The organism is Desulfobacterales bacterium (assembly GCA_021647905.1).
Lineage (GTDB): Bacteria > Desulfobacterota > Desulfobulbia > Desulfobulbales > BM004 > JAKITW01.
This window is the reverse complement of record JAKITW010000002.1, coordinates 75380-88077: the sequence shown is the minus strand read 5'-3', so window position 1 is coordinate 88077 and position 12698 is coordinate 75380. Positions and strand designations below refer to the sequence as shown.

General features: G+C 55.7%; 9 protein-coding genes. 6 read left to right on the top strand and 3 right to left on the bottom strand.

The features are described 5' to 3' along the window. Positions 1-212: 212 nt before the first annotated feature. Positions 213-938 carry a Bax inhibitor-1/YccA family protein gene (locus L3J03_00770; protein ID MCF6289527.1) on the top strand — a complete coding sequence of 242 codons (726 nt, stop codon included), beginning with the start codon at positions 213-215 and terminating at the stop codon, positions 936-938. On the opposite strand, the gene L3J03_00765 is transcribed toward L3J03_00770, so the two are convergent. Genes L3J03_00765 through L3J03_00755 form a run of 3 tightly spaced genes read right to left on the bottom strand, consistent with a single transcriptional unit; the run spans position 889 to position 1872 of the window. Then, a complete protein-coding gene (locus L3J03_00765; protein MCF6289526.1) occupies positions 889-1305 on the bottom strand; it encodes a HipA domain-containing protein in 417 nt (138 codons plus the stop codon). The two genes, L3J03_00770 and L3J03_00765, sit on opposite strands and share 50 nt — an antisense overlap. Beyond that, positions 1271-1621 (bottom strand): hypothetical protein, encoded by a 351-nt coding sequence (locus L3J03_00760; protein ID MCF6289525.1) that lies wholly within the window; start codon positions 1619-1621, stop codon positions 1271-1273. Before L3J03_00760 ends, L3J03_00765 begins: the two co-directional genes overlap by 35 nt. A gap of 14 nt (positions 1622-1635) precedes the next feature. After that, complete coding sequence (locus L3J03_00755; GenBank protein ID MCF6289524.1) at positions 1636-1872, bottom strand: hypothetical protein; 237 nt, start codon at positions 1870-1872, stop codon at positions 1636-1638. A gap of 464 nt (positions 1873-2336) precedes the next feature. Here L3J03_00755 and L3J03_00750 point away from each other — a divergent pair, with 464 nt between their 5' ends. From L3J03_00750 to L3J03_00730, 5 genes are all read left to right on the top strand, one after another. Further along, on the top strand, positions 2337-3143 hold the full coding sequence (locus L3J03_00750; protein MCF6289523.1) for a hypothetical protein: 807 nt from the start codon (positions 2337-2339) through the stop codon (positions 3141-3143). Next, a complete protein-coding gene (locus L3J03_00745) occupies positions 3130-3693 on the top strand; it encodes a DUF1788 domain-containing protein (GenBank protein ID MCF6289522.1) in 564 nt (187 codons plus the stop codon). The genes L3J03_00750 and L3J03_00745 overlap by 14 nt, the downstream gene beginning before the upstream one ends. A gap of 40 nt (positions 3694-3733) precedes the next feature. Beyond that, entirely contained in the window at positions 3734-7177 is a 3444-nt protein-coding gene (gene brxC, locus L3J03_00740; GenBank protein MCF6289521.1) for a BREX system P-loop protein BrxC, read from the top strand. A gap of 17 nt (positions 7178-7194) precedes the next feature. Beyond that, complete coding sequence (locus L3J03_00735) at positions 7195-8874, top strand: putative DNA binding domain-containing protein (protein MCF6289520.1); 1680 nt, start codon at positions 7195-7197, stop codon at positions 8872-8874. A 124-nt stretch (positions 8875-8998) separates the two neighbouring features. Next, a complete protein-coding gene (locus L3J03_00730; GenBank protein ID MCF6289519.1) occupies positions 8999-12550 on the top strand; it encodes a BREX-1 system adenine-specific DNA-methyltransferase PglX in 3552 nt (1183 codons plus the stop codon). The last annotated feature ends 148 nt before the right edge of the window (positions 12551-12698 follow it).

Sequence of the window (12698 nt, the reverse complement as noted above, 5' to 3'; positions counted from 1 at the left end):
CGCCGCCGCGGCGAAGCGAGTTCCTGCTTGATAGCCTGTTTATGAACAGCCGGCCCTTCTCAATGGAGCGGCCGTTGGTAGAAGAAAACCCCTTTCCCGACAGGAGGGGGTTTACTGAATGTTTACGAATTCCTTGTCTCCGGAGGTTATTCCGGGTAAATAGAGCGACTGAACGTAGTTCTTCAAAACAGAAACAGGAGGATTTCCCAGCGATGTATGACCTGAATTCCAACAACCGCGCCACTGCTTTTCCCCAGGTCCGGGACGACGCGGCAGCCACCATCTTCCTGGCCAAGGTGTTCAACTGGATGGCCATCGGCCTCGGGCTGACCGGTATTACCGCCTTTCTCACCGTCAATTCCCAGACCGCCCTGCAGCTGATCTTCGGCAACAAGATGGTTTTCTATGGTCTGATCATCGGCGAACTGGGCATGGTGATCTATCTCTCGGCCCGGATCCGGAAGCTGTCCGCCCAGACCGCCACCGGCCTCTTTGTCGGCTACTCGGTGTTAAACGGCATCACCATGTCCGCGGTGCTCCTTGCCTATACCGCAACCTCGGTGGCCTCCACCTTTTTCATCACCGCCGGCATGTTCGGCACCATGGCGATTTACGGCTTTGTCACCAAAAAGGACCTGAGCAGCTGGGGCTCTTTTCTCTTCATGGGCTTGATCGGCATCATCATCGCCTCGGTGGTGAACATCTTTATCGGCAGCTCAATGATGTCCTGGGTGATTTCCGCCATCGGGGTGATCGTCTTTACCGGTCTGACCGCCTATGACGTACAGAAAATCAACCAGATCGGCGCCAGCGGGATCATGGACAGCGGTGAGGCCGTGATCCGCAAGGGGGTGATCATGGGGGCGCTCACCCTTTACCTCGACTTCATCAACCTATTTTTAATGCTCCTGCGCTTCTTTGGCGCGTCCCGGAATTGATAAAAACGGTTTCCTGACGGGAAAATGATGGCCCCAAAAGATCTATTTCGCGGCCAGCGACGCCGCATTCTTCAAAAACTCCGCGCCAGGTTCGAACAGTTTCAAAAACCTCTTCGACAATCACCCGCGCCTCTCCCTTGACCAGACCAAACCGTTCGGCTCGGCTCAACCCATTTTCAAGGGTTGCTTCTCTTCCGCTCTTTCCGACCGCCATTGCCAGTCGAAAATCCGTGCCCACACCAGGGTGGGCCGGTGAGGGGACGATGTCATAGACAGGAGAGATGGACATTTTTGCCCGATCATTGACCAGAAAGCCGTGGTTCCGTGGGTGGTCATCGCTGTTCCGAACGAGGATGTTGAAGATCATCCGAAAGAAAATCAATTTCGGAAATGGCTTCCGGCGGAACCTTGGCCTGTATGGCAATGATCAATCTTCCCCAGTAATCCGGAGAGGCGTCACGAAACGCTCCATAGATTCCTCCGTTAGTTATCACCTCTCGGGGACTCGGTCCGAGAGGTAAGGCGATGGGGTCCACCGGCAGGGCGTTGACGCGCTCCATGTACCTCCGGCCATACGAAAAACTCCCGATGCCCGCATCCGCATCGTGGGAGAACAAGCCGGTGGGAACCGCCACTGTCTCGTTGGGCAGATATATAAATACAGTGCTTTTTCTCTGTGCCATTCTTCACTCCGGGGTTAAAAATCCAGCTCATCCTTGTTTCCTGATGAGCGTACCCTCTCCGGCAGACGCTGTTGTTCCCGGTAAATTCCAACTCTATCATGTTCAGGCCCGGCGATTTCAAGCAAGTCTTTCTCAAGTCCCAGCACCCAGAGAGCTGAGGTAAACACCGCGAGTGACACACCGGGGTCGCCGTTTTCCAAACGGGCCAGAGTCTTTCTGGTAACGAACATGCGGGAAGCCATGTCTTCCATGGTGATGGCCCGCCGTTTCCTGGCAATTCTGATCCGCTCCCCCAGTTGTGAGATGATTGTGGAGACCTCGGGCGGGAGACTCTCTTGGATTCGGTGCCTTGGCGACATATTTAACCCCTTAAGTTGAATTAAGGGCTATATATAGCACAAAATATAAAAACAAACAAAGGAGCCATAAACAGACCGGGCAAAGGAAAAACAATGATCAAGCCAAAGAGAGACAGCAGCAGTGCCGCCCGGCATAAAATACTGACAATCTCTTCTGATGCTCCTGCGCTTCTTTGGCGCGGCCCGGGATTAAATTTAAAGTGGTTTCCCCGTAAAAAGAGGTGCTCATGCATTAACAAGATATATTTACAGAAAATTTTTGTGCTCGCTTGACAAGAATGTTTGGCGTTATTAAAATAAGGAAAGTTCGCCGGCAAACTGGCCGGCGAGAACATAGAAAACAGATAAGGCAAAACATGTTCGCCTCTCTTTTTACTTCCGACACCCACTCTTCCTCGGTACGTTTAGGCTTCCGCTTTGGAGACAAGGGCACCCAGTCAAGCCGCACCATAATGTTTGAAGAGCTGCAATCTCTTCTTGATGCAGTTCCAGGAAACAGAGAACGTCTGGATTATGAGAAAGCAGCGCTTGAGGATAACTGCCTGGGCAAGAAGACACTCTCCACCAGAAAGCTTTCCCTACAGCGGCTCAGTGAACTCTATGCCCTTGATCCTGGCGTCCCGTTGTTTCGCATCATGCGGGACCTGTGGGACGTTAATCCAAAAAGCCGACCGCAGCTGGCTCTCCTGCTTGCCCTGGCCCGCGACCCTCTTCTTCGCATGACTGCGGCGTCTGTTCTTCATACCCCAATCGGTAAGGAATTTGCCCGTCAGGATATGACAGACGCCCTTGAAGAAGGGACTGGCACCCGTTTTAAAAATTCCATTCTGGACAAGATAGTGCGAAACGCCTCTTCATCCTGGACCCAGTCCGGGCATTTGCAAGGACGGGCGAGAAAATTCCGCCAGCAGATCCGGGCAACGCCTGCTGCCTTGGCCTATGCATTTCTGCTCGGATATCTGCAAGGTGTTCGCGGGCAGAATCTTTTCAGTTGTCCCTGGGCAAAGGTGCTGGATCTTGATGAGCTTGAAGCGCGGGAGCGCGCTGACGATGCAAAGCGTTTAGGGCTGTTGGACATCAAGCAGTCCGGTTCACTTATTGATATTTCTTTCCCCCAATTACTTACCGGGGCTGACAAGGAGCTTTTGTATGGGGCGGATTGAAAAACTGGCTGAGCGGTATGGCCGTTATGTGTCGCTGCCATGGCAGAAGGGACTGGCCGGCGCCCAGCGGGCCATCTTCGTTGTGTATGGCAAGACCGATGAGCGAAGGCTCGCAAATCGCAAGGAGCTTTTTGCCATGGCAACCGTGGAGGCGGGGCATACATGGAAAGAAATTAATCTAGTTGACACATTCTCGCGCTGGATGTCCGGTATCGATTATCGTGACAGTTATTTTGAATCACCGGAAGATCTTGAGCTGAAACTGGAAGAAGATTTTCTCGAATATGTTGTCGGAATAATCCAGGAGGCGCTCACCGCCCCTGACGTAGACAGCCAGACGGTTGTCGGGGTGTTCGGCATCGCCTCCCTGTTTGGCTTTGTACGGGTTTCCGAGATCATGTCCAGGGTCGAGAATACTATTCGGGGCCGCCTGGTGGTATTTTTCCCCGGAGAATTTGAGAATGCCAACTATCGTTTGCTGGATGCCCGGGACGGGTGGAACTATCACGCAGTCCCAATTACCTTGCACGAGGAGATTTCAATCACATAGCACATTCATTTTTTGACACCCCTCCTGGAGAAAAGGCCCGATGAAAAACCGCGATATCTATCAGCGAGATCCCGACAAGATCACCCTGCTCAACAATGGCGTTGTCGCCATGACCGATGTCCTGACCAGAGAGGAACGTCGGACCCTGCGTTTCGAGCTTGAGCATTTCGTCTGCGAAGGAGAGTACAAGCGGGGGCTTGCCCGTATCCTTGATACTTACGTCAGCAACACTGGTCAGCCCGAGCAGCCGGCCGCCTGGATCAGCGGCTTCTTTGGCAGCGGCAAATCCCATCTCGCCAAGATGCTGCATCATCTCTGGATCGACTACACCTTTCCGGAAGATGGGGCCACGGCGCGGGGTCTTGCCCGCCTTCCCGAGGAAGTGAAGGACCATCTCACTGAAATATCTACCCTTGGTAAACGTTATAACGGTCTGCATGCCGCATCCGGCACCCTTGGAGCAGGGGCGGGTGACTCGGTCCGTTTGTCGCTCCTTGGTATTGTATTTCGCTCTGCCGGCCTGCCGGAAAGCTATCCCCAGGCCCGTTTCTGCATCTGGCTCAGGAAAAACGGTCTCTATGACCAGGTCTACGCCGAGGTCGAGGCGGCAGGCCGCGATTTCCGCAAGGAGCTGAATGATCTCTATGTCAGCCCGGTCATTGCCAAGGCCCTGCTTTCCGCTGATTCCAATTTCGCTGCGGATGAAAAAGAGGCCAAGGGCGCCCTCCGCGCCCAGTTTCCAAAACCGAAGGATATCAGCACGGAAGAGTTTGTCCAGGCCATGCAGGACGCCCTGGCTCCAGACGGCAAACTCCCCTGCAGCGTCATCATTCTTGACGAGATCCAGCAGTATATAGGGGACGATACGAACCGTTCCTATATTGTTCAGGAGGTGGTGGAGGCCTGCAGCAAGCGATTCGGCGCCAATCTTCTTTTTGTTGGAACAGGGCAGACAGCTCTTTCCGGCACTCCTGCCTTACAGAGATTGCAGGGCCGGTTCACGGTCAATATCGAACTCTCCGACCATGATGTGGAAACCGTGATCCGCCGTGTCGTGCTTGCCAAGCGTGCGGACCGCATCAACGATGTGAAAAAATGCCTGGACAGCAATGCCGGTGAGATAGACCGCCAGCTCAAGGAGTCAAAAATCGGCCCCCGTTCCGAAGACAGGGCCATCCTGGTGGAGGACTATCCCCTGCTGCCGGTCCGCCGGCGCTTCTGGGAAAACACCCTGCGGGCGGTGGACAAGGCCGGCACCGCCGGGCAGCTTCGCACCCAGCTCCGCATAGTCTACGATGCCATCAGGAAAACAGCGGACGCGCCGCTGGGCACCGTGGTGGCGGCTGACTTTCTGTTTGATGAAATTTCCCCCAACCTGCTGCAGAGCGGTGTGCTGCTCCGGGAGATCGATGAAATTATCCGCCAACAGGATGACACCACTGAAAACGGCCGGTTGAAATCACGGCTCTGCGCCTTGGTCTTTGTGATCAGGAAGCTGCCGCGTGAGGCGGCGGTGGATATCGGAGTACGGGCCACCCCGGAAATGCTTGCCGATCTGCTGGTGGAAAACCTCACCAGGGACGGCGCTCACCTGCGCAGTCTCATCCCCGGCCTGCTTGACGAGTTAGTCACCCAGGGCGCCCTCATGAGGCTGGAAGATGAGTACAGTCTGCAGACCAAGGAGTCCAGTGAGTGGGAACAGGAGTTCCGCGGCCGGGAGACAAAGCTCTTAAACGATACCGCCCGAATGGCCAGCAAACGCGGCCAGATGCTGGCGGCCGCCTGCCAGCAGGAACTGTCTGCAATCAAGCCCCTGCACGGCAAATGCAAGGTACAGAGAAAGCTTCTGCTCCATTTTGGCCCTGATGCCCCGGCGGAAAACAAGCAGGACATTCCAGTCTGGATACGGGACGAATGGGGCGAGGATGAAAAGAACGTTCTTGCCGATGCCCGTGCAGCAGGCCCGGACAGCCCGGTCATCAATATATTTATCCCCAGGACCCAGGCCGAGGCCATAAAGAAACGGATTGCCGAACAGGATGGTGCGGAAGGCACCCTGCATTTCAAGGGGGTGCCCACCACCAGGGAAGGAATAGAGGCCCGGGAGGCCATGCAGACCCGGCTGGCGGAGTCCAGCCAGCGTTTGACCAGTCTGATCAAGGAGATCATCGACAGCGCCAAGGTCTTTCAGGGCGGCGGCAATGAACGGCTTGAACTCTCCCTGGCCGATAAATTGATCGAGGCGGTTCGCGCCTCCCTTGACCGGATGTTCCCTGATTTCAGAAACGGTGATGATGCCCGCTGGAACAAGGTCATTGCCCGGGCGCGGGGCGGCTCCGAAAGCCCGCTCGCGGCCATCGACTTCAAGGACAAGGTGGAGAAGCATCCGGTCTGCGCGGCAGTACTGGCCCATGTCGGTTCGGGCAGGAAGGGCAAGGAGATCCGCGCCTGTTTCGAGGCAGCGCCTTACGGTTGGCCGCGCGATGCCGTGGACGGCGCCCTCATCGCTCTTTTTGCCACCGGGCAAATTGTTGCCTCGCGGAACAGTGTTCCTTTAAAGCCCAAGGAGCTGGACCAGAACAAGATACCGGTCACCGATTTTCGGACCGAAACCACGACCATCAGCGCCAGGGACCGCATCAGATTGCGCGGCCTTTTCCAGGCAGCCGGTATCTCCTGTAAACCCAACGAGGAAGGGGCAGCCGCAGGTCAATTCCTGCAAAAGTTAATGGATCTGGCCGGGCAGGCTGGCGGCCAACCGCCGTTGCCGGAGCCACCCAAAACCACTCTTCTTGCGGATCTCCAGACCATGGCCGGCAACGAACAGTTGGCCGGAGTCCTTCAACATCATGACACCCTGAAACAGAACACCGAAGATTGGGCTGCCGCCGGCGACCTGGCTGGACGCCGCCTGCCTTCCTGGCGGCAGCTCCAGGAGTTGCTCGAATATGCTTCCGGGCAACCGTTTGCTGAACCGATACGTTCGCAGTCGGATGCTATCGCAACCGACCGGCGACTTCTTGATGCCAGCAACCCTCTGCCGGATCTCATCAAATCCGTTGTAGATGGTCTGCGCACAGCACTCACCACTGCGGAAAGCACCTATAACACCGCCTACGACCAGGGCATGGCGGCATTAACCAGCGCCGAAAGCTGGCAGAAGCTCGATGAAGATCAGCAGCAGACCATTCTCAAAAATGCAGGACTTGGCAGGATCGATAAGGGAGCAGTGGGGAACGCGGATGAGGTGCTTGCTTCACTCTCCAAAATCAACCTTGAATCATGGGCCACCAGCAAGGCTGCCCTGACTCAGCAATTTGCCGAGGCCCGTTGCCATGCGGATAAACTCTTTGAGCCGAAGACCCAGCATATCTCTCTTTTCAGCGACACCTTGAAAACCAGGGAAGACATAGAGGCCTGGATTGAGGACACCCGCAGTGAACTGCTGGCAAGGATTGAAGACGGGCCGATAGTTATTACCTGAAGGATGAAGGCGGAAGGATGAAGGATGAAAATGTACAAAAATTACAAGCAACACTGGATCATTTGCTCGGTCTGCCGGCGGAAACAGAATGGCTTGAGTTTAAGCAGGCAAGCCGGACCTATCCTTTTGATAAAGTGGGGCGATATTTCTCCGCGCTCAGCAATGAAGCCCGGTTGAAGCACCAGGCGGCCGGCTGGCTTGTTTTTGGAATACAGGACAAAACCCATAAAATTACCGGAACCAGATTCCGCCCCCACAGGCCGGACCTCGACAGTCTGAAAAAAGAAATCGCTGATAAGACCTCAAACCTCCTTACCTTTACTGAGATTCACGAATTGCTCTTGCCGGAAGGCAGGGTCTTGATGTTTGAAATTCCTCCGGCTATTCCCGGTGTGCCCACGGCCTGGGAAGGACATTTCTATGGACGGGACGGGGAATCAATCGGCGCGCTCAACCTCCACGAACTGGATTTGCTCCGTTCAATGGCCCTGCCGGACTGGTCGGGAGAAATATGCAGCCAGGCCACCTTGGAGGATCTCGACACTGCCGCCATTGTCCGTGCCCGAGAGCTGTTCAAGGAGAAACACCCAAGGCTTGCCAAGGAGGTTGACAGCTGGGAGACCGGCGCCTTTCTCAACAAGGCAAAGTTGCTCAAAAACGGTCACATCACCAATGCCGCTATCCTTCTACTTGGTTGGGAAACCGCGGAACATCATCTCTCTCCATCTGTTGCCAAGATAAGCTGGATTCTCCGGGATCGGGACGGCCTGGAAAAAGACTACCAGCATTTTGGGCCTCCCTTCCTGCTGAACTCAGATCTCCTGTTTTCCAGAATCCGCAACCTCACCTACCGCTATATGCGGAACAACACCTTATTCCCTACGGAAGTCACCCAATACGACCCTTGGGTGATCCGCGAGCTTCTGCACAATTGCATCGCGCACCAGGATTATTCCCTTTGCGGCCGGATAACCGTGGTGGAGGATGAGGAATCTCTTCTCTTCTCCAACATGGGTTCATTCCTACCCCAGAGCGTGGAAACTGTTATCAGTTTCGATGCGCCTCCTGAATATTACCGAAACCAGTTTCTGGCCGATGCCATGGTCAATCTCCAGATGATAGATACCATCGGCAGTGGCATCAAGAGGGTTTTCAGTCTGCAGCGGAATCGTTTTTTCCCCATGCCGGACTATGACCTGGCAGATCCGCAGCGGGTAAGGGTTCGGCTCTCAGGAAAGATCCTGGATGAAAATTACACCAGGCTCCTCATTTCCAAGACCGACCTCAGCCTCATTGATGTCATTGCCCTTGATAAGGTGCAGAAGAAAAAAAATCTCTCCGATGCCGAATTTACCAGGTTGAAACGGTTAAAACTCATTGAAGGACGCCGCCCCAACCTTTTTGTCTCCGCCCATATCGCCGAGGCGATCCATGGTAAAGCGGACTATATCCGGCATCGGGCCTTTGATAAGGAACATTACAAGAAGCTGGTGCTCTCACTGCTTAAGGAGTTCGGCCCCACAAGCCGGAAAGAGATCAACAGACTGCTCCTGGAAAAGCTGCCCGACATCCTGACTCCGCAACAGAAAGAGAATAAGATTCGCAACCTGTTGCAGGAGATGTCCAAGAAGGATGGCAGCATCAAACCCCAGGGGGGACCAGGCTGGCACACGAGATGGACTTTAGATGGAGATTAGACGGACTTTAGATGGAGAACGAGGCAGTGACGTCAGTTAACAGACTGAAGATACATAATAATATTTTTGAGCATCGTTTTTATATTTAGATGAAGAAGTCTCATAAACAGAAGGAGTATTTTTGGTGCCCCCTCTCGCATCTGCACTGCGCAACAGACTGAAGGATGCTGTTATTGCCGCCCGCGATATTGCCGAAGTCGGCAGCCGCGCCGCCCTAGAGGCCCTGGCTGTTCACCACCATGAACCCTATGGCCACATGACGGTCGAAGAGCGGCGCCTGCGGAACAAACTGCGGGCCCATGCCCGCCAGCTTGGTGACCGGCGCGACCCGGCCAGCGGCGCCCAGGCCATTGATCGGCTGGTGACGGAATGCGCCTATGAACACTGGCACCGGATGCTCTTTGCCCGTTATCTGGCCGAGAATCATCTGCTCATCGAACCGGAGACCGGGGTGGCCATTTCCCTTGAAGAGTGCGAGGAACTGGCCCGGGAAGAGGGGCTTGATCCCTGGACCCTGGCCGGGCGCTATGCCCAGGCCATGCTGCCGCAGATCTTCAGGCCGGATGATCCGCTGCTTCAGGTCAAACTGGCCAGGAACCACCAGCTCCCGTTGGAGGATATTTTAAAAAAACTCGATTCAGACATATTTACCGCTTCCGACTCCCTGGGCTGGGTGTACCAGTTCTGGCAGACCAGGCGCAAGGAAGAGGTAAATCAAGCCGAGGTGAAGATCGGGGCCGATGAACTGTCGGCCGTGACCCAACTCTTCACCGAGCCGTACATGGTCAGCTTTCTGATCCATAATACTCTTGGAGCCTGGTGGGCGGCTAAGCGCGACGCGGGGAAAGATGAGACGGCGACAGAGGGACGCGGCGACGCGGCGAGGAGGATATTCGAGAGAGCTGAGACTGAAGAGGAGGTCCGACGGGCTTGTGCTGTTCCGGGCGTAACCTGGGAATATCTCCGCTTTGTCAAAACCGATTCATCGCGTCACCCCATCCCCGCGTCCCCGCGTCAAAAAGTATGGACACCTGCTGCCGGAATTTTCGAGAAATGGCCGGACAAGGCGGCTGAACTCAAAATTCTTGATCCCTGCTGCGGTTCTGGCCATTTCCTGGTCGCCCTGTTCAACCATCTGGCGCCGCTGCGCATGGCAGAGGAAGGGCTTTCCGCCCGGACGGCCTGCGATGCGGTGCTGGTTGATAATATCCACGGCCTTGAGCTTGACGAGCGCTGCACCCAGATCGCTGCCTTTGCCCTGGCCCTGGCAGCCTGGCAGTATCCGGCTGCCGGCGGTTACAGGAAACTGCCGCAACTGCCGGTTGCCTGTTCCGGTCTCTCGGTCGGGGCGGCCAGGGAGGAGTGGAAACAGCTTGGGCTGGACAAACACAACCTGCGCATAGCCCTTGGCTGGATGCATGATTTCTTTTCCCAGGCCCCGACGTTGGGCAGCCTCCTTGATCCGACCTCAAGCGACGGGGCAAAACTGATTGAATGGGAAGAACTCTCCAAGACCCTGGAAGAAGCCCTTGTTCGTGAGCAGGGCGAGGATGCCCATGAGGCAGGGGTTGCCGCCCAAGGGCTGGCCCGGGCCGCCCGGATACTGGCCGGCAGGTATCATTGGGTGATCACCAATGTGCCCTATCTTACGCGGGGCAAGCAGGACGATGTCCTGAAGAACTTCTGCGAGCGCAACTACAAAGAAGCCAAGAACGATATCGCCACTGTCTTTCTGGAGCGCTGCCTCGGGCTCTGTAAGGATGGCGGGGCAACCGGTATCGTCCTGCCCCAGAACTGGCTCTTTCTTACCACCTACAAGAAATTCCGGAAAAAGCTGCTGCGCCGCCACACCTGGCGGATGATTGCGCGGTTGGGGCCGGGGGCGTTTGAAACCATCAGCGGCGAGGTGGTCAAGGCCATACTGCTCGTTATGAGTCGAGGGCGGTTTGGGAAGAATGAATTCGGAAGGACGAAGGATGAAGGGGGGCTGATTCGTGGTATTGATGCCTCCGAGCCTCGCACTGCCCAGGAAAAGACCGGGTTGCTTCTTGCCGGAGAGATTAAGGAGGTGGAGCAGGATAGGCAGTTGGAGAATCCGGATTCAAGGGTGGCGTTGGTGGATATTTCCCTCCAAAAAAGCCTGGGAGATTATTGTGCAAGTATCGAAGGATTAACCACGGGTGATTTGGAGAGATTTGTAGGAAAGTTTTGGGAGGCTGGTTTTGGTAATGGTTGGGAGCCTTATATCCAAAATGTAGATACAACCATATTTTATGGTGGACGTTCAGACCGTATTCTTTGGGAAGGCGGTATAGGACTCCTCTCTTCCTTCCCAACAGCTCACAACTTTCCGAGCGAAGTAATGAATGGGAAACGAATACTCGGTAAAGCAGGTTTGCGGGTCACCCAAATGCGTCATCTACCGATTACTATCTACTCTGGAGAAGTGTTCGGGAAGAATGGAGCAACAGTAGTGCCTGATGATTTAACCCACCTCCCGGTCATCTGGTGTTTCTGCTCCTCACCGGAATACAACGAGGCAGTGCGGCGAATTGACCAATCGCTCAAAGTTACCAACGCTACTCTTGTCAAAGTACCTTTCGACCTCGACCACTGGACCAAGATCGCCAAAGAAAAATACCCCCACGGCCTGCCGGAGCCCTATTCCGACGACCCGACCCAGTGGATTTTTCACGGCCATCCGTGCGGGTCGGTGGTGTGGGGCGAGAAAACCAAAAGATTGGAACATGGCCCGCTGCGCACCGACGCCTCTGTCCTGCAGATTGCCGTGGCCCGGCTGCTCGGCTATCGCTGGCCGGCGGAGTTGGCCCCGGACATGGAACTGGCCGATCTCCAGCGTCAGTGGGTGAACAAATGCGATTTCCTGCTTGCCCTGGCCGACGAAGACGGCATCGTCTGCATCCCCTCCGTGCGGGGCGAGGATGCGGCCCCGGAGCGGCTCCGGGAGATGCTGGCGGCCGCCCATGGTCCGGACTGGTCGCCGGCCCGGGAACAGGAACTCCTGGCTGCCACCGGCAACAACGCCGCCGACCTTGACGACTGGCTCCGCAACCACTTCTTTGAAGCCCACTGCAAGCTTTTTAAACACCGGCCCTTTATCTGGCACATCTGGGACGGCCGCAAGCGCGACGGCTTTCACGCCCTGGTCAATTACCACCAGCTGGCCAAAGGCAGCGGTAAGGGCCGGCAGCTCCTTGAAAAACTCACCTACGGCTATCTCGGTGACTGGATCATCATCCAGAAGGACGGCGTCAAACAGGGAACAGGCGGGGCCGAAGACCGCCTGGCCGCGGCCCTGGAGCTGGAAAAACGCCTGAAAGCCATCTTAGAGGGCGAGCCGCCCTTTGACATCTTTGTCCGCTGGAAACCGCTCGCCCAGCAGCCCATCGGCTGGGAACCGGACATCAATGACGGCGTTCGCTTGAACATCCGCCCCTTCATGGCCGACGACCTTCCCGGCGGCAAGAGAGGCGCCGGAGTCCTGCGCTGGAAACCAAACATCAAATGGACCAAGGACCGGGGCAAGGATGTCCCTTCCGCTCCCTGGTACAACCTTGGCCCCGAGTACGGCGGTAACAAGGGCGACCGCATTAACGACCACCATCTGACCATTGCAGAAAAACGAGACGCGCGAGAAAGGATGAAAAAGGAATAAAAATAATCGCGGCGCTGACCCGCGAGCATCGCAGGCACGGGATTGAAAAATCAGTTTTTTTTCAATCTCGTGCCGAGAAGCGCAGTCGGGTCAAGTGCCTTGTTCCGGCGCGTAGCGCGCCGGGGCAAGGCACTTGACGAAGTCAGCG

What these genes read in the sequence shown, in the direction of transcription:
- L3J03_00770 (MCF6289527.1), top strand. Translation starts at nt 213, where the DNA reads ATGTATGACCTGAATTCCAACAACCGCGCCACTGCTTTTCCCCAGGTC.
- L3J03_00765 (MCF6289526.1), bottom strand. Translation starts at nt 1,305, where the DNA reads ATGATCTTCAACATCCTCGTTCGGAACAGCGATGACCACCCACGGAAC.
- L3J03_00760 (MCF6289525.1), bottom strand. Translation starts at nt 1,621, where the DNA reads ATGGCACAGAGAAAAAGCACTGTATTTATATATCTGCCCAACGAGACA.
- L3J03_00755 (MCF6289524.1), bottom strand. Translation starts at nt 1,872, where the DNA reads ATGGAAGACATGGCTTCCCGCATGTTCGTTACCAGAAAGACTCTGGCC.
- L3J03_00750 (MCF6289523.1), top strand. Translation starts at nt 2,337, where the DNA reads ATGTTCGCCTCTCTTTTTACTTCCGACACCCACTCTTCCTCGGTACGT.
- L3J03_00745 (MCF6289522.1), top strand. Translation starts at nt 3,130, where the DNA reads ATGGGGCGGATTGAAAAACTGGCTGAGCGGTATGGCCGTTATGTGTCG.
- brxC (MCF6289521.1), top strand. Translation starts at nt 3,734, where the DNA reads ATGAAAAACCGCGATATCTATCAGCGAGATCCCGACAAGATCACCCTG.
- L3J03_00735 (MCF6289520.1), top strand. Translation starts at nt 7,195, where the DNA reads ATGAAGGATGAAAATGTACAAAAATTACAAGCAACACTGGATCATTTG.